This is a genomic window from Halopelagius inordinatus (assembly GCF_900113245.1).
GTDB classification, from domain to species: Archaea; Halobacteriota; Halobacteria; order Halobacteriales; family Haloferacaceae; genus Halopelagius; species Halopelagius inordinatus.
The window spans coordinates 494857-510492 of the sequence record NZ_FOOQ01000002.1; the positions used below are offsets into that span (position 1 = coordinate 494857).

Annotated in this window: 19 protein-coding genes, 1 tRNA gene and 1 pseudogene; 16 read left to right on the top strand and 5 right to left on the bottom strand. The window is 65.3% G+C overall.

What is annotated here, in order from left to right:
* Positions 1 to 37 precede the first annotated feature (37 nt).
* A complete protein-coding gene (gene pyrF, locus BM167_RS10255; RefSeq protein WP_092892126.1) occupies positions 38 to 853 on the top strand; it encodes an orotidine-5'-phosphate decarboxylase in 816 nt (271 codons plus the stop codon).
* A gap of 33 nt (positions 854 to 886) precedes the next feature.
* On the opposite strand, the gene BM167_RS10260 is transcribed toward pyrF, so the two are convergent.
* Complete coding sequence (locus BM167_RS10260; protein WP_092892128.1) at positions 887 to 1084, bottom strand: hypothetical protein; 198 nt, start codon at positions 1082 to 1084, stop codon at positions 887 to 889.
* Positions 1085 to 1165: 81 nt separating this feature from the next.
* Here BM167_RS10260 and BM167_RS10265 point away from each other — a divergent pair, with 81 nt between their 5' ends.
* From BM167_RS10265 to BM167_RS18785, 5 genes and pseudogenes are all read left to right on the top strand, one after another.
* Positions 1166 to 1675, top strand: a complete 510-nt coding sequence (locus tag BM167_RS10265; RefSeq protein WP_092892130.1) for a J domain-containing protein — start codon at positions 1166 to 1168, stop codon at positions 1673 to 1675.
* Positions 1676 to 1846: 171 nt separating this feature from the next.
* Positions 1847 to 3466 carry a GTPBP1 family GTP-binding protein gene (locus tag BM167_RS10270; RefSeq protein WP_092892132.1) on the top strand — a complete coding sequence of 540 codons (1620 nt, stop codon included), beginning with the start codon at positions 1847 to 1849 and terminating at the stop codon, positions 3464 to 3466.
* A gap of 81 nt (positions 3467 to 3547) precedes the next feature.
* Entirely contained in the window at positions 3548 to 4375 is an 828-nt protein-coding gene (locus tag BM167_RS10275) for a DUF7662 domain-containing protein (protein WP_092892134.1), read from the top strand.
* 324 nt (positions 4376 to 4699) lie between these two features.
* On the top strand, positions 4700 to 5896 hold the full coding sequence (locus tag BM167_RS10280) for a M14 family zinc carboxypeptidase (RefSeq protein WP_092892136.1): 1197 nt from the start codon (positions 4700 to 4702) through the stop codon (positions 5894 to 5896).
* Between the two features lie 194 nt (positions 5897 to 6090).
* A pseudogene (locus BM167_RS18785) lies at positions 6091 to 6637 on the top strand (RNA-guided endonuclease InsQ/TnpB family protein); the annotation flags it as partial.
* On the opposite strand, the gene BM167_RS10295 reads toward BM167_RS18785, so the two are convergent.
* The 3 genes from BM167_RS10295 to BM167_RS10305 all read right to left on the bottom strand — a co-directional run bounded on the left by BM167_RS10295 (position 6620) and on the right by BM167_RS10305 (position 8460).
* The gene (locus BM167_RS10295) at positions 6620 to 7123 is read right to left on the bottom strand and encodes a double winged helix-containing putative transcriptional regulator (RefSeq protein ID WP_092892140.1); all 504 of its coding nucleotides are present in this window, start codon (positions 7121 to 7123) and stop codon (positions 6620 to 6622) included. The pseudogene BM167_RS18785 and the gene BM167_RS10295 sit on opposite strands and share 18 nt — an antisense overlap.
* A 4-nt stretch (positions 7124 to 7127) precedes the next feature.
* Complete coding sequence (mch, locus tag BM167_RS10300; protein ID WP_092892142.1) at positions 7128 to 8072, bottom strand: methenyltetrahydromethanopterin cyclohydrolase; 945 nt, start codon at positions 8070 to 8072, stop codon at positions 7128 to 7130.
* A gap of 70 nt (positions 8073 to 8142) precedes the next feature.
* Complete coding sequence (locus BM167_RS10305; protein ID WP_092892144.1) at positions 8143 to 8460, bottom strand: MTH1187 family thiamine-binding protein; 318 nt, start codon at positions 8458 to 8460, stop codon at positions 8143 to 8145.
* Positions 8461 to 8587: 127 nt separating this feature from the next.
* Between BM167_RS10305 and BM167_RS10310 the strand changes: the two genes are divergently transcribed.
* The 4 genes from BM167_RS10310 (at position 8588) to BM167_RS10325 (ending at position 11257) form a co-directional block, all read left to right on the top strand.
* Positions 8588 to 8785, top strand: coding sequence for a hypothetical protein (locus BM167_RS10310; RefSeq protein ID WP_092892146.1), 198 nt, complete (start codon positions 8588 to 8590; stop codon positions 8783 to 8785).
* A 117-nt stretch (positions 8786 to 8902) separates the two neighbouring features.
* Positions 8903 to 9178, top strand: a complete 276-nt coding sequence (locus tag BM167_RS10315; RefSeq protein ID WP_092892148.1) for a hypothetical protein — start codon at positions 8903 to 8905, stop codon at positions 9176 to 9178.
* Positions 9179 to 9306: 128 nt separating this feature from the next.
* Complete coding sequence (locus BM167_RS10320) at positions 9307 to 10401, top strand: ATP-binding protein (protein WP_092892150.1); 1095 nt, start codon at positions 9307 to 9309, stop codon at positions 10399 to 10401.
* Between the two features lie 115 nt (positions 10402 to 10516).
* A complete protein-coding gene (locus tag BM167_RS10325; protein ID WP_092892152.1) occupies positions 10517 to 11257 on the top strand; it encodes an acetoacetate decarboxylase family protein in 741 nt (246 codons plus the stop codon).
* 58 nt (positions 11258 to 11315) lie between these two features.
* Here the strand turns inward: BM167_RS10325 and BM167_RS10330 are convergent.
* Positions 11316 to 11386, bottom strand: a tRNA-Gly gene (locus BM167_RS10330).
* 232 nt (positions 11387 to 11618) lie between these two features.
* Between BM167_RS10330 and BM167_RS10335 the strand changes: the two genes are divergently transcribed.
* The 6 genes from BM167_RS10335 to BM167_RS10360 are packed head-to-tail and all read left to right on the top strand — an operon-like array spanning position 11619 to position 15634.
* Positions 11619 to 12455, top strand: coding sequence for a putative RNA uridine N3 methyltransferase (locus BM167_RS10335; protein WP_092892154.1), 837 nt, complete (start codon positions 11619 to 11621; stop codon positions 12453 to 12455).
* A 4-nt stretch (positions 12456 to 12459) separates the two neighbouring features.
* Positions 12460 to 13476 (top strand): 50S ribosomal protein L3, encoded by a 1017-nt coding sequence (locus BM167_RS10340; RefSeq protein ID WP_092892156.1) that lies wholly within the window; start codon positions 12460 to 12462, stop codon positions 13474 to 13476.
* Positions 13477 to 13479: 3 nt separating this feature from the next.
* Positions 13480 to 14226 carry a 50S ribosomal protein L4 gene (gene rpl4p / locus BM167_RS10345; protein ID WP_092892158.1) on the top strand — a complete coding sequence of 249 codons (747 nt, stop codon included), beginning with the start codon at positions 13480 to 13482 and terminating at the stop codon, positions 14224 to 14226.
* On the top strand, positions 14223 to 14474 hold the full coding sequence (locus BM167_RS10350) for a 50S ribosomal protein L23 (RefSeq protein ID WP_092892160.1): 252 nt from the start codon (positions 14223 to 14225) through the stop codon (positions 14472 to 14474). Before rpl4p ends, BM167_RS10350 begins: the two co-directional genes overlap by 4 nt.
* A 2-nt stretch (positions 14475 to 14476) precedes the next feature.
* Positions 14477 to 15205 (top strand): 50S ribosomal protein L2, encoded by a 729-nt coding sequence (locus BM167_RS10355; RefSeq protein ID WP_092892162.1) that lies wholly within the window; start codon positions 14477 to 14479, stop codon positions 15203 to 15205.
* A gap of 3 nt (positions 15206 to 15208) precedes the next feature.
* On the top strand, positions 15209 to 15634 hold the full coding sequence (locus BM167_RS10360; protein ID WP_092892164.1) for a 30S ribosomal protein S19: 426 nt from the start codon (positions 15209 to 15211) through the stop codon (positions 15632 to 15634).
* Positions 15635 to 15636 lie beyond the last annotated feature (2 nt).

Here is a 15636-nt window from a genome sequence, read left to right on the forward strand (position 1 = left end):
AGAAAGCCCCTTGTCGCCGCGGCGCACAGCAACGCCGATGCCGCAGTCGTTCTTCGACCGCCTCCGCGACCGTATCGACCGAACCGACAGCGTCGTCTCCGTCGGCTTGGACCCCGACCTCTCGCGAATCCCCGACCACCTGCGGGACAAAGAGATGCCGCGGTGGGCGTTCAACCGGCGAATCATCGACGAGACGCACGAACACGCCGCCTGTTACAAGCCGAACGCGGCGTTCTACGAGGACGCCGAGGGGTGGCGGTCGCTGCGAGAGACCATCGCCTACGCCCACGGGAAGGACGTGCCCGTCTTGCTGGACGCGAAGCGCGCCGACATCGGCAACACGACGCGTCGGTACGCGGCGCTTTTAGACGACGCCGACGCCATCACCGTCAACCCGTACATGGGTCGCGACTCGCTGCAGCCGTTCCTCGACAGGTCCGAGAAGGGCGTCTTCGTCCTCTGTCGCACCTCGAACCCGGGGGGGTCGGATTTGCAGGACCTCGAACTGTCGAGCGGAGAGTCAGTCTACGAACGCGTCGCCGCACTCGCCGACATCTGGAACGAACACGGGAACGTCGGACTCGTCGTCGGCGCGACGGCGCCGGAGGAGCTGGAATCGCTCCGCGAACAGGTTCCCGACCTCCCGTTTCTCGTCCCCGGAATCGGCGCGCAGGGCGGCGACGCGGAGGCGGCGGTGGAGTACGGATTCGCGGACGGCGTCGGCCTCGTGAACTCCTCGCGGGGCATCATCTTCGCCGGAGAGGACAGAGAAGAGACGTTCGCGAAGGCGGCGGGCCAAGCGGCCCGCCGACTGAAAAAGCGGCTGAACCAGTACCGAGAGACGGCGGAGTGACGGCGACGGACCGAGGCGGCGTCCGGCCCGGACTCAGTCGCTCACGCCCGGTCCGCCGGGGCCGTCGAATCCGGGGCTGACGTCGTCCTCGCCTTCGATGGAGGAGACGCACGACGCGCACATCTGTCGCTCGGAGTCGAAGTCTCGGTCGCACACCTGTGCGCCGCACCGGGGACAGACGTTAGTGGCCGGTCGCGACTCGCACACCTCACAGAGGCTGGACTGACTCATACCGGAGGGACGGACTCGCGGAACTTGACTCCGTGGGCCGGGCGGCGAGACGCTTACGGTCCTTCGCTCCTAACTCCGCCCGTGGACAGAGACCGGCTTCTGGTGGGCCTCGCCGCGGTGTTTACAGGTCTCACTACGCTTCTCGTCGTTCTCGCGTTCGCCTACCAGCCGTTTCTCCTGTTCGTCGCGGTGCCGTTCGGCGCGGTCACCTACTTCCTTTGGTACGACGCCACCGGCCGCCTCGAAGAGCGGACTCGGCGGCGGACGCGCCGCCGGGCGCGGAGAGACCGACGGGCCGCCGACGCGGCGCGCGGACCCGACGACTTCGCGGGCTTCGGACCGGGTCGGCGGGCGACGGGCGCGGGCGGGACGACGGACGGCGGACGGCGGACGGCCGCGGAACCGCGACGCTCCGACGAACCGTCGGAGACCGAGGCCCGTCGGACGCTCGGCGTCGATTCGGACGCCAGCGACGACGAGGTGCGGCGGGCCTACCGCTCTCGGGTCAAAGAGGTTCACCCCGACACCGACTCCGGCGACGAGGAGAGCTTCAAGCGCGTCAACCGCGCGTACGAACGGCTCAGCGACTGACCTTCGATTCGACCGTCGCGAGGAGTCGCCGCGGACGAACGTAGTCGTGATAGAGAATGTCATCCCACGCTCGATACCGTACGTAGCGGCGACGTGAGAGCAGTACTCTATTGTGATATGGATAACCACATCACGGAAAGGGTTTTAGCGGACGGTTACCTACCCGCGGCCATGAGCGCGGACCGGGCCGTACTCGAAAAGGCCCTACAGCGCGGCGAAGAGGAGGGAGGCAGCATCGAGTTCAAGGAGCGACTCTCCCGAGACGTCCACCTCGTGGACGGGCGGATGGAGAGTCTGGCCGCCCAACTCCGGCACCGCGTCCTGTCCGGCGACGGCACAGCGACGTACGTGGTCGGCGTCACCGACGACGGCGGCATCGCGGGCATCACCCCCGCCGCGTTCTCCGAATCGATGGACGTCCTCTCTTTGCTGGCCGAAGAGGCCGGCGCACACATCGAAGACGTAGAGACGTGGGGCGTCGGCGAGGACGGCGCAGAGCGCGGACTCGTCGGCGTCGCCACCATCTGTGAGGGTGCCGTCCTCGACGTCGACGACGACCACATCGTCGTCGGCACCGCGGGTCACGTCGACCACGGGAAGTCCACGCTCGTGGGGTCTCTCGTCACCGGACAGGCCGACGACGGACAGGGGAGCACCCGCGGGTTCCTCGACGTGCAACCGCACGAAGTCGAACGCGGCCTGTCTGCGGACCTCTCGTACGCCGTCTACGGCTTCGACGACGAGGAGGGGCCGGTCCACATGGACAACCCCCACCGGAAGTCGGACCGCGCGCGAATCGTCCAAGAGGCGGACCGCCTCGTCTCCTTTGTCGATACCGTGGGTCACGAACCGTGGCTTCGGACGACGATTCGCGGACTCGTCGGGCAACGACTCGACTACGGCCTCCTCGTCGTCGCCGCCGACGACGGGCCGACGAAGACGACGCGGGAGCATCTCGGCATCCTCTTGGCGATGGAACTACCGACGCTCGTGGCCATCACCAAGGCGGACGCGGTGTCTGCGGACCGCGCCCTCGAAGTCGAACGGGAAGTCGAGAGAGTCCTGCGGGACGTGGGTCGGACGCCGCTTTCGGTCGAACGCTACGGCGTCGAGACGGCGATAGAGGAGATAAGCGACTCCGTCGTCCCCGTCGTCCGCACGAGTGCGGTGACGATGGAGGGGATAGACGCCTTAGACGACCTGTTCGACGGACTGCCGAAAACCGTCTCGGAGGCCCGCGAGGACTTTCGGATGTACATCGACCGCTCGTACTCCGTGACGGGCGTCGGCGCCGTCGCCTCCGGGACGGTCAACTCGGGCAGCGTCGAGGCGGGCGACCAACTCCTCGTCGGCCCGATGCCCGACGGGTCGTTCCGCGAGGTGGAGGTTCGCTCCATCGAGATGCACTATCACAGAGTGGACCGCGCGACGGCCGGACGCATCGTCGGCATCGCACTCAAGGGAATCAAAGAGGCCGAGTTAGAGCGCGGGATGGTGCTCGTGCCGGCGGACGCCGACCCGAACCCGGTCCGGTCGTTCGAGGCGGAGGTGATGGTTTTGAACCACCCGACGCGCATCCAAGACGGCTACGAACCGGTCGTCCACTTAGAGACGCTGAGCGAGGCCGTCGTCTTCCACCCCGAGGGGGGGCAACTGCTCCCGGGCGACACCGGAACCGCCACGGTGGAGTTCAAGTTCCGCCCGTATCTCGTCGAGGAGGGCCAACGGTTCGTCTTCCGCGAGGGCCGGTCGAAAGGCGTCGGGACGGTCACCGACGTGACCGGCGACTGACCACCGCGACGTGACGAGCGGAGCCGCCGGTTCGTTCACGAACGAGTGAACGTTTTTATACGTGCCGCAGAGAGGCGACGTATGGAAGTCTGCGGGTACGAGTTCGAGACGGTCGGTCGCCTCGACCCCGACCGAACCGACGGCGGCGTCGTCGCCGTCGCCGTCCCACAACGAGAGTACGGCGCACACGAACAGAGTTCGGTCCACCCCGACGGGTGGGGCCCGTTCTGTCGATTCGAACTCCGCTCGGACCGAGCGTCGCGTCCGGGCGTCTACCTCGTCACGGTGGACGATGAAGCGGTGTACGTCGGCGAGGCGTCCGACCTCGGAGAGCAGTTCACCGACGGCTACGGAGACGTCGCGCCCGCCGACTGCTTCGAGGGCGGCGACCGACGGGCGTGCCGGGTGAACACGGAGGTGTTCCACGCCGCCCGGGCGGGGCGGGACGTCCACGTCCACCTCCACTCGACGGCCGATTTCGAGGGGACGAAAGCGGAGAACGCGGCGCTTCGCCGCGTCATCCGCGGGGACCTGCTGTCGGCGTTCGACGCCGCGTGGAACCGCGAGGGCGGCGACGAGGCGTTCGCCGACGCGATGGCCGACGCGGACGCGAGAACGCCGGCGAACGCCGAGGGGACGGGGTCACCGCCGAGCGGGAAGTACAGAGCGCTGTACGACTATCTCGCGGGCCACGAGTTCGACCGGGTCCGACTCTCCTTTGCGGAACTCGAAGCCGTCCTCGGCGCGGCCGTCCCAGACTCCGCGCGGAACTGGCGGCAGTGGTGGACCAACAGCGAGGAGTCTCACCCCCACGCACGGAGTTGGCTGCACGCGGGGTACGAGGTGGCGTCGCTATCGCTCGGCGACGAACTCGTCATCTTCGAGCGACGCATTCCCGACGGACGCTGACGGGCGAGGCGCGCCTCACGACGGAGGCGCCACGCGACGGGGGAAAGACCCCCGGTCTAGTCTCTTTTCGACGTTATTTCACCGCGAACTACCAGACTCAGTTTATTATACGTGATACGACAGTTTGACGAATATATACGTTCTCGCTCTCAGCCCTCGTTCAGTGAGACCGGGCGCTTTAGCTCTGTAGGTGCATAAAACTACGGTTAATCGTAGTCAGGTGCAACGACGACCGGGAGTTTTCGAACATTAAACATGGACTATCTATTCTCCGATAATGTAGGATAAATTTTATATTACTGTACGCTGCGTTACAATTTGCAGATGGAACTTGACAGACGGACAACGCTTAAAGCGCTCGGCGGGGTCGTTGGACTGAGTTCGCTCGGTTCGGCACCTGCTCTCGCTACAAGCAACGACGACGACTACGACGAACAGACAATCGCTCTCGATTACCTCGCGAACGACGACCTTCTGGACAACGACGAACTGCAGACCATCCTCGAGAGCCTCGCTGACACGTACTCTCATTGGGTCAGCCTCGAACAGATCGGCGAGTCGAACCAGGGTCGTCCCCTCTGGGCGATTCGACTCGTCAGTCCCGACGCCGAGGACCCGACCGAAGTGGCGGCGGTAGCCAGCCAACACGGCGACGAAATTATCGTAGACGAGGGCCTTCTGTCGGCCGCACACTACCTCCTCGACGAGGAAGAGGAGGGTCGAGAGTGGCTCAAACACGTCGCAGTCAACATCGTCCCGCGGGTGAACCCGGACGGGTTCGTCGCTCGCCAGCGGTACAACGTCGACACCGACGCTCCGGAACGCGGTTCGGGCGACGACATCTTCGGCGGCGACGCCGGCTTCTTCACCGCCGGCGAACCGAACATCGGGTGGGACATCAACCGGTATCACTGGCCCGACTGGGAGGACAGTCCGACCTACCAGACCGCCCCCGACGAGTATCCGGAGAACCCGGTGCCCGAATCGCGGGCGATGCTCAATATGGTCGACGAACGCGACCCAGAGTGGATCATCGACTTCCACCGGCAGGGCGAGTACGTCGTGGACTACGACTTCGAGTTCGACCCGGAGAACCCAGACCGGGAACCCGAGAGCGAGTATCCCCCGGACCCGGACGACCCCGGCGGAGGCGACATCGTGACGGCCTCGGTGTTTTGGCCCATCAACGAGGGCGTCTCCGATGACACGCAGAACCTCTCGAAGCAGATGGCGTACACGATATACGACGAACTCTCCGAGTACGACCAGGCCAACGTCACGCGGTACCCCGGCGGAACGTACGGCGGCATCGCCCGCAACGGCTACGGACTGCAGGGACTCGGAAGCGTCCTCTTCGAGTTGAGTCAGGGAACGCTCGGCGATCGAGAGTACCGCATCCAACAGGCGATGGACGGCCTCCTCTCGGTCGTGGAGGCGACCGCCAACGAATCGCTGTACGACGTCGACCCGGACAACGTGACGGAACTCCCCGAACGCGGCGACTACTTCCCCGTCGAGTAGTTCGGTTCCCGACGGAACTATTTTTGCGGCGCGAGAATCCGACTCCGCCCGCACCGGCCGGTACGCGAACTTCCGGTCTCTCTCACAGAGATGCAAGGAGGAAGCCCACGGCTGTAGCCGTAGAAAGAATCCAACAAGCCCCGAACCAAACCACGAACGATAGTAGGCCGACTCCCGCATGCCAGTGGTATAATCAGTCGATGAAAGACCGCGAACACCGTTGGATGCAGGACGAACTACACCGAGCCTCGAACCGGATTCTCGAAGAAGCCCGCAACCACGAGTGTACGCATATCGCGTTCGAGAATCTGACCGATATTCGCACGCGGATGGCTGGTGCGAAGCGATTCCACGCATGGGCGTTCCGACGCCTCTGCCAGTACGTCGAGTACAAGGCTGAGATGTTCGATATCGAGGTCGAGCAGGTGAGTCCCGCAGATACGTCTCAGCGGTGTTCGTCGTGTGGGTTTACCCACGAGAAAATAGGCGGTCGAAGCACCGGTTCGTGTGTCAGAAGTGCGAGTACGAACTGAACGCGGATTACAACGCGAGCAAGAACATCGCTCGCAAATTCTCAAGAGACTCCACTCGGGGCAGAAGTCTTCGGGTGGAGGCGCACCCTGTCAGTGTGCGCTACCGTCAGGGACGCTGAACCTGAACGGCGATTTCCACGCCTCCGTCGTTACGACGGCAGAAGGCGAGTCCACTGACAAGCCCACGACTTCAGTCGTGGGTTACTGACTCCGCCAGCACGTACCCGCCGTCTCGCTTTTCGGCCGCGCCCAACAGGACGAACCACTCGAGTACCGTCTCGGTTCGGTCGCGCCATATCACCCGCCACTCGTCGGGGTTCTTGTGGTGTTCCCACGTCGGAACCCGGTCCTCGAACGCCTCGAACGCCTCGTCTGCGGTCGTCGGGTCCGCAGAGAGCATCGAGAGCACCTCCTGCGCCCCGAAGATTCGCTCGCGGAACGCCCGGCGGAGGTGGGCGGGCGTCGGGTCGGTTCGGCGCCGGACGAAACTCCCCGACTCGGTTTTCGCCGCGAGTTCGAGAGCGCGCAGGAAAGTGAGCCACGTCCGAGCGACGTCCCGACTCCGGAAGTCGAGGCGGCGCATCAAGCGCGCACAGCAGTCGTCTTCGGACCCGGGAACGAGAGGGACGGCGCGTTGCGCGTCGGGCACCCCGTCCAGAGACGCCGGGGGAGCGGGGACGAGTTTGAACCTCACGGGCCTACGTCCGCAGGTCGAACGACTCCGCGAGGAGTTCCTCGTCCGTCTCGCCGAACACGTGCGTCGGCCCGTTCACCACGTCGATGGTCACCTTCGCGGGTGCGAACACCTCGGCGGGAACGTCGTAGAAGTCCCACCCCGCGTCGTCGAATATCTGCTCGAACGGCTTGCCGTACTCCTCGCGTGCGGTGGAAGGCACCCGGTCGAACTCATCGAACTCCTCGGCGACGGTGAGGTGGACTTCGCCGCCGTACGCGAGTGCGTCGTTCGTCCGGCCCATCGCGACGCCCTCGTCGTAACTGACGGGCGCGAGCGGTGCCGACCCGAACGCCGAGAGGATGTCCCGCGGGTCGTACCCCAACTCGAAGAGGCGGAAGACGGCGAGTTCGGCGGCGCGGGCCGCGGTGGTGACGCTTCCGACGGTGGACCCGGAGGCGAACGTCGGCAAGAAGACGCCGCTGGGTTCGACGCCCGCCGTCTCGGCGACGTGCTCTGCGACGTTGTCGTCCGGCAGGTCGATGGCTTCGACCGCCAACACGGTCAGGTCGAACTCGTCGTAGTAGCCGACCGCCTGGAACTCGTCTTCCTCGCCGACGAGGGCGCGGGCGGGGCCGGAGCCGAGTCCGTCGAACTCGGGGTCCTCGAAGGTGAGTTCCCATCCGGCCTTCTGCGAGCAGAGCACCGCGACTGCGGGGTGGTCGGTCTGGAGTTCGACGTGGGGTATCGGCGCGCCCGCCACCTCGTCCATCCGGGTCTGCACCGTCGCGAGACCCGCCGTCTGTATCTCCGCGAGGAGGAGTCCCGCCTCGACGCCGCCCTCCGCGTCCACGCCGAAGTCGAGCACCGTCGCCCCCGAGTCCAACTCGTAGGGGACGACGCGGAGTTCGTCGGCGAAGTCGATGGCCTCGTCGACTAGTTCGACGGCCATCCGATTGATAGATTCCATGGGCGGTGGTTCGTCGTCACGTCCTAAAGGAGTTGGTAGTTCGGCGACGGACGGGAACCGAGAGCGACGGTTACTCGTCTCTCTCCCGCTTTGCGGGGCGGCCGAGATGCTCCTCTACCGCCGCGACTTTGTCGGCGGCGCTCGCGTCGGAGGCGCGTTTGTCGTCTATCTTCAGAACCGTGCTGACTCTGTCGGCGTCCACCGCCTCGTGGGCCGCCTCGACGGCGTCGAAGAGAGTACCCACGTCGTCCGCCTCTATCACCGTCCCCATCGGGTTCGTCTCGTAGGAGACGTCGAACTCGTCTAAGGCGGCGACCGCCTTCGCTACTTGGTCGGACATGCTCCCCTCGACGACCGGTGCGACGCTCAACATGGCGACAACTGTCATGCGCCGACGTACGCGCGGCCGGACCTTGAGCGTGCGCCCCCGCGGAGAGTAGCGTAACTCGTACACTCACCCATCGAGGAATTAAACCGTACGCTGACTTTATGCTCTGCGGGCTCGTATATCCCCTATGACCTCCACATCGTCTCTCCACCGCACCGTCCCGCGACGGCGCCCGCGCGCCGTCGTCGACCCGCGCCCCGACGTCGACGTGGGGCCCGAGACGGCCGCAAGCGAACGCTCTCGACCCGCACCCGCCCGCCCCACCGCCGAGGTGTCGCCTCGCCGCGCCACCGCAGAAATCGACGGCAGAACGGACGTCCGCTAATCGAACAGTCGAAGCGTCGCGCGCGCAGGTTCGCCCCGACCGTTTCGGGCCGACCCGCGAGTCGGGCGTCGGCGGCGAGCGCCCTCTTTTTAGCGTTCGCGTCCGTCTCCCCGGCGTATGTACCTCTCTCACCCCGTTCGACGAATGTGCGACGACCCGATGCCCGACGAGACGGCGTCGCTCGTCGTCGAACCCGACGGCGACGCGGGGGCGAACCGTGCCGCGATGGAATCGACGCTCGAAGACGTGGGAGGGTCGATAGAGGACGAACTCCGTTTCGGGTCGTTTCTCGTGACACTTCCCGAAGAGAACGTCTCGACGCTCTGTTCGAGAGACGGACTCGCGCGCGTGGAGACGGCGGACACGCTGGGACTCGGTATCGAAAAGGAGTGAGTCGCGCGCCTCGGGTCGCTTCTGCGCTCTCGGAGACGACCGGGCGGTCGGACGACCGCTGAGCACGTATATACCAGCCACCGTATAGGTAGTATTATGTATATGTTCGATATTTATCAGGCCGGATAATGGAGAGGCCTCGGGAACCCGTGCTCGTGATGCTTTTCGGCCTTATATTCGCCGCCGTTATCAGTATCGAAATCCTCGTCGTCTCTCTCGGGCCGTACCCGATGTCTCCCGAGTTCGTCATCGGACTCGCGACGGGGATACCGGCCGCCCTCGGATTGCTCGTCGGCGGGTACGAACTCTCTCGACGCCCGTTTTCGCCCGAGCGACAGGACCGAGTTCTGAAGTGGTGTCTCGGCGGAACCGTCGTCTTCGTCGCCGTCAACGTCGGCATGATGCTCGCGATTCCCCCGGCCACCCCGTTCGAGATGGTCGGATGGTTGCGGTGGGCCGCCAGTCTCGGCGGCGGTACCGGGTTTCTCATCGGGTTCTACGAGGCGAAGGCGATTCACCGAGAGGCGGTCGCCCAACGGTCCGCCGTCCGTGCCGAGGAACTCGAACACCGACGAGAACTGCTCGACTACCTCAACGCGTTGCTTCGCCACGAGGTTTTGAACACCGCGAACGTCATCGAGGGGTACGCGGAACTGCTCGAAGACACCTCCGAGGAGGGAACGCCGACGAGGAAGTACGCGGGCATCATCGGTCGGCAGACCACGGACCTCACGAGAGTCACGAAGGACGTGCGGATACTGCTTCGGACCGTCGAAGAGGAACCGATCCTGCATCGGACGAATCTCAGCGAGGTGCTGAACGACGAACTCGTCAAGATAACCGACCGCTACGAGGGCGTCGAGACCGACGTGACCGTTCCCGAGGCCGAGGAGACGTACGTTCGCGCGGACGACCTACTTCGACGGATATTCTCGAACCTGCTTTCGAACGCCGTAGAGCACAACGACGCTCCGACGCCGCGCGTTTCCGTGACGGTATCGACGACGGAGGAGACGGTAGTCGTCCGCGTCGCGGACAACGGCCCCGGCATCCCGGAGGCGGAACGCGACGGACTCTTCGACACGACGACGGGCGGCCGAGACCACGGAATCGGTCTGACCATCATCGGGCGGTTGGCGGAACGCTACGAGGGGAGCGTCGAACTCACCGAAACCGGGCCCGACGGAAGCGTGTTCAGCGTCGAACTCCCGCGGGCGGAGTAGCGGTCGCCGACGGATTCGACCCAGACATTTGTTTGTTCCGCGCGCACGCACGACGACGCCCGCGCGGTCGTGAGACCGAAGCGCACACGGCGGTCACGCCCGAACGGTGACTACGATGAAACGCGACGCGCCCCCATTCGAGAACGGCGACGAGGTGACTCTCTCGACGGGACAGACGGTCGAACTCCCCGCGTACACGCGTGCGACGATGTCCGGCGTCGTCCTCCCGGCGTCCCGGACGCGGGTCGCGGACCTCCTGCCGCCCGGACTCTCCCCGGTGCGTGCGGGGTTCGGCACCGGCGCGGTCGGGTTTCTGAGCGTCGAATACCACGACATCGGCCGCGGCGCTCTCGACCCGTACGACGAGTTCGCCGTCATCCTCGCCGCGAGGCCCGACTCCCGCACCGGCGTCGCGTCTCTCTCCGTGCCGACGGGAATCGAGGGATACGTCTGGTACATGCCGGTCACGACCGAACCGGCCCGCGCCTTCGGCGACGAGATATGGGGCTACCCGAAGGTGGTCGCCGAGGTAGAGATAACGGAGGAAGACGGACACCGGCGCACGACGGTTACGGCGGACGGCGAACGAGTCGTCACGATGGCGGTGGAGAAACCGCCGACCGTGACGCGAGAGGAGACGATAACCGCCTACACGGAGATGGACGGCTCACTCCTCGGAACTCGGGGCGACCTGTCGGGAGAGATGGGCGCGTGGCCCTTCAGTCGCCGGTTCGCCTACTCTCTGGGAGACCACCCGAAAGCCGAGACGCTTCGGGGACTCGAACTCGGCGACCGAGCGTTCGGCCGGTTTTACGCCGACGGCGAGGTGGTGTTCGGGGCCGGGAACGCGGTGTAACGAACGTGAGTCGAGACGGGACCGTACCTATCGCTCGACGGTGTTGGTTCGAGAGAAGTGCGCTGGCTGGGATTTGAACCCAGGTTGTGACCATGGCAAGGTCACGTGATACCACTACACTACCAGCGCGTGTGTGGTCTGCGTCTGCATTAATCGGTAATGCCGGGTTCATAAATAAGACTTGCGAATCGGGGCGAAAATCGGCCGATAACGTGGGTGTTCGTCCCGTGGTTCATCCACACACGAAAGTCCCGGCGACGGGGGTGTGAAGCCCTCACAGCCCGAAGCGCGAGTCGCTAGGCTTTTAATCACGCTTCAGGTAGTGGGAGTACAGTCTAGACGTGACGATGAAGGGCCCGGTATGACACTCAGCGTACTCGTGCCGTCCTCCCTCGTCCGGGAAGCCGAAGACAAACGCGAGGCAACTCGCAAAATCGGCTACGTCGCCCGCGCGGCGACGGTGTTCCGGGCAGACCGGCTCGTCGTCTTCCCCGACGGGGAAGGCGAACGGCGCTGGGGAGGCGGGTTCGTCGAAACCGTGCTTCGGTACGCCGCCACGCCGCCGTACCTCCGAAAGGAGGTGTGGGGGCGGCGCGAGGAACTGGAGTACGTCGGTGTCTTACCACCCCTGCGCGTCCCGTCTACGACCGGCTCCGAATCAGACGATTCGGGGTCGTTACAACAGGGAATCGTGACCGAGGTCGGACCTGACGGTCGCGTTCGGGTCAATTGCGGAATGCAACACCCGGTCTCCCTCTACACCCCATCGGATATGGAGGTGCGAGAGGGGGAGCGCGTCGCCATCAGGATCTCTTCGCGAGAACCGGTCCGTGCGCGGATCGTCGACGAACCCCTCCCGGGTTTCGACGTGTCCCGCGCGGGCCTCGAAGAAGCGCTCGACCGCCCCGACGCAGGTGTCGCCATCGCGACGTCGCGCTTCGGGGAACCGTTGACGGTCGGAAGACTGGCGGACCTCTCGCCCCGCATCGAGCGGGCGGGAGCGACCGTCGTCTTCGGGTCGCCCGGGCGAGGGCTTCCGGAAATCCTCGGCATCGACGCCGAGGAGGTGTCAGTCGAACCCTCCGACGGTCCGGGGTTCGACCTCTGGCTCAATACGATTCCGCGACAGGGCAGCGAGGTGGTGCGAACCGAAGAAGCGATGTTCGCGTCCCTCTCCCCCCTGACTCTCACGGAGTGAAAACATGCCACAACCAAGCAGACCACGAAAGGGTTCGATGGGCTACAGCCCGCGCAAGCGTGTGGATTCCGAAATCCCGCGCATCCGCTCGTGGCCCGACGACGACGGGTCGCCGGGTCTCCAGGGCTTCGCCGGCTACAAAGCTGGAATGACCCAAGTGATGATGGTCAACGACCAGTCCGACTCCCCCCGCGAAGGGATGGAGGAGGCTGTTCCGGTGACCGTCGTCGAGACCCCACCCATGCGCGCGGTGGCCCTTCGAGCCTACAAGCAGACGGCGTACGGAACGCAACCGGTGACCGAAGTCTGGGCGTCCGAGTTCGACGACGAACTCGACCGCGTCCTCGACCTCCCGAACGAGGACAGCTTCGAGGACGACGCAGAGGAACTCCGCTCTCTCTTCGACGAGGGCGAAGTCGACGACCTGCGTCTCATCGCTCACACGGTCCCCGGTTCAATGAAGAACATCCCCAAGAAGAAGCCCGACGTCATGGAGAACCGCATCGGCGGTGGCTCCCTGCAGGAACGGCTGGACTTCGGTCTCGACCTCCTCGAAGAGGGCGGCGAGCACGCGATGTCCGACGTGTTCCGCGCAGGCGAGTATCTCGACGTCGCGGGCGTCACGAAGGGGAAAGGTACCCAAGGCCCCGTCAAGCGGTGGGGCGTCCAAAAGCGGAAGGGCAAACACGCACGTCAGGGATGGCGGCGCCGAATCGGTAACCTCGGTCCGTGGAACCCCTCGCGTGTTCGCTCGACGGTCCCCCAGCAGGGACAGACCGGCTACCACCAGCGGACGGAACTCAACAAGCGCCTCATCGACATCGGTGAGGGCGACGAGGCGTCCGTAGACGGCGGTTTCGTCAACTACGGCGAAATCGACGGCTCGTACGCGCTCGTGAAGGGTTCGCTGCCGGGCCCGAACAAGCGCCTCCTGCGCTTCCGCCCGGCCGTCCGACCGAACGACCAACCGCGCCTCGACCCCGAGGTGCGCTACGTCTCTACGGCATCGAACCAGGGATAACCAATGAAGGCAACAATTCGCGACCTGAACGGCGAAGAGGCGGGCACGCTCGACCTGCCCGAGGTCTTCGAGACGCACTACCGTCCGGACCTCATCAAGCGTGCAGTCCTCGCCGCGCAGGCCAACCGAAAGCAGGCGTACGGCTCCGACCCCTACGCCGGGATGCGGACTCCCGCAGAGTCCATGGGTAGCGGTCGCGGCATGTCCCACGACCCGCGCCAGAACGGCGTCGCCCGACGCGTCCCGCACGCAGTCTCCGGCCGCAAGGCGCACCCGCCGAAGGCCGAGAAAGAGCAGGGGAAGGACATCAACAAGAAAGAGCGCAAACTCGCCGTCCGGTCGGCACTCGCCGCCACGGCGGACCCCGAACTCGTCGCAGAGCGAGGACACCGGTTCGACGACGGCGTCGAACTCCCCCTCGTCGTTTCCGACGAGTTCGAGGACCTCGTGAAGACGAAGGAGGTCGTCTCCTTCCTCGAATCCGTCGGCGTCTACGCGGACGTCGAACACTCCGAGGACAACAAGAAGATCAAGGCCGGACAGGGGAAGGCCCGCGGTCGCAAGTACACGCGCCCGAAGTCTATCCTGTTCGTCACGAGCGAGGAACCGTCGAAGGCGGCGCGTAACCTCGCAGGCGTGGACGTCGCGACGGCCTCCGGGGTCGACGCGGAGGACCTCGCGCCCGGCACGCACGCCGGTCGCCTGACGGTCTTTACCGAGAGCGCCCTCGAGGAGGTGGCCGACCGATGAGCATCATCCGTCACCCCCTCGTCACCGAGAAGGCGATGAACGAGATGGACTTCGACAACAAGCTCCAGTTCATCGTCGATCTCGACGCGGCCAAGCCCGACATCGTCGAAGAGATCGAATCGCGCTACGAGGTGTCCATCGAGAAGGTCAACACGCAGGTGACCCCGAAGGGCACGAAGAAGGCAACCGTCCGTCTGAGCGAGGACGACGACGCGCAGGAAGTCGCCTCTCGAATTGGGGTGTTCTAACAATGGGACGACGAATTCAGGGCCAACGTCGCGGACGCGGCACGCCCACGTTCCGGGCGCCGTCGCACCGCTACAAGGCCGAACTGTCGCACAAGAAGTCCGAACAGGAAGATACGATCTCCGGCGAGATCGTCGACATCGAACACGACCCCGCACGCAGCGCACCCGTCGCGGCGGTCGAGTTCGACGACGGCGACCAGCGTCTCGTCCTCGCACCCGAGGGCGTCGCGGTCGGCGACACGATCCAAGTCGGCGTCTCCGCGGAGATCAAACCCGGCAACACGCTCCCGTTGGCCGAGATTCCGGAAGGAGTCCCGGTCTGTAACGTCGAGAGCCAAGTCGGAGACGGCGGGAAGTTCGCCCGCGCCTCGGGCACGAGCGCGCAGCTTCTGACCCACGACCGCCGCGTCGCGGTCGTCAAGCTGCCCTCGGGCGAGGTCAAGCGGCTGAACCCCGAGTGCCGCGCTACCATCGGCGTCGTCGCCGGCGGTGGCCGCACCGAAAAGCCGTTCGTCAAAGCAGGAAACAAACACCACAAGATGAAGGCGCGAGGCATCAAGTGGCCGCGGGTTCGCGGCGTCGCCATGAACGCGGTCGACCACCCGTTCGGTGGCGGTGGCCGCCAGCACCCCGGCCGCCCGAAGTCCGTCTCGCGCAACGCACCGCCCGGACGCAAGGTCGGCGACATCGCCTCCAAGCGCACCGGTCGCGGCGGCAAAGGAGGCAACTAAACCATGAGTTCGGAATACCGTACCGGCCGTGAAGGTGAGGAGTTCACCTACCGCGGCTACACGCTCGACGAGCTGCAGGAGATGGAGCTCGAAGAGGTAGTGGAACTGCTGCCCGCACGCACGCGGCGAACCATCAAGCGAGGGCTCTCGACCCAACACGAGAAGCTCCGTGCAGAAGCTCGCGAAGCGGACGCACAGGAGACGGCCGACTCGCCCCTCCGGACGCACCTCCGCGACATGCCCATCCTGCCGTCGTTCGTCGACAAGACGTTCGCGGTCTACAACGGGCAGTCGTTCGAGCGCGTCCGCATCGAACCCGAGATGATCGGGCACTATCTGGGCGAGTTCCAGCTGACTCGTAACTCGGTCGAACACGGGCAGGCCGGTATCGGCGCGACCCGGTCCTCGAAGTTCGTACCGCTCAAATAACC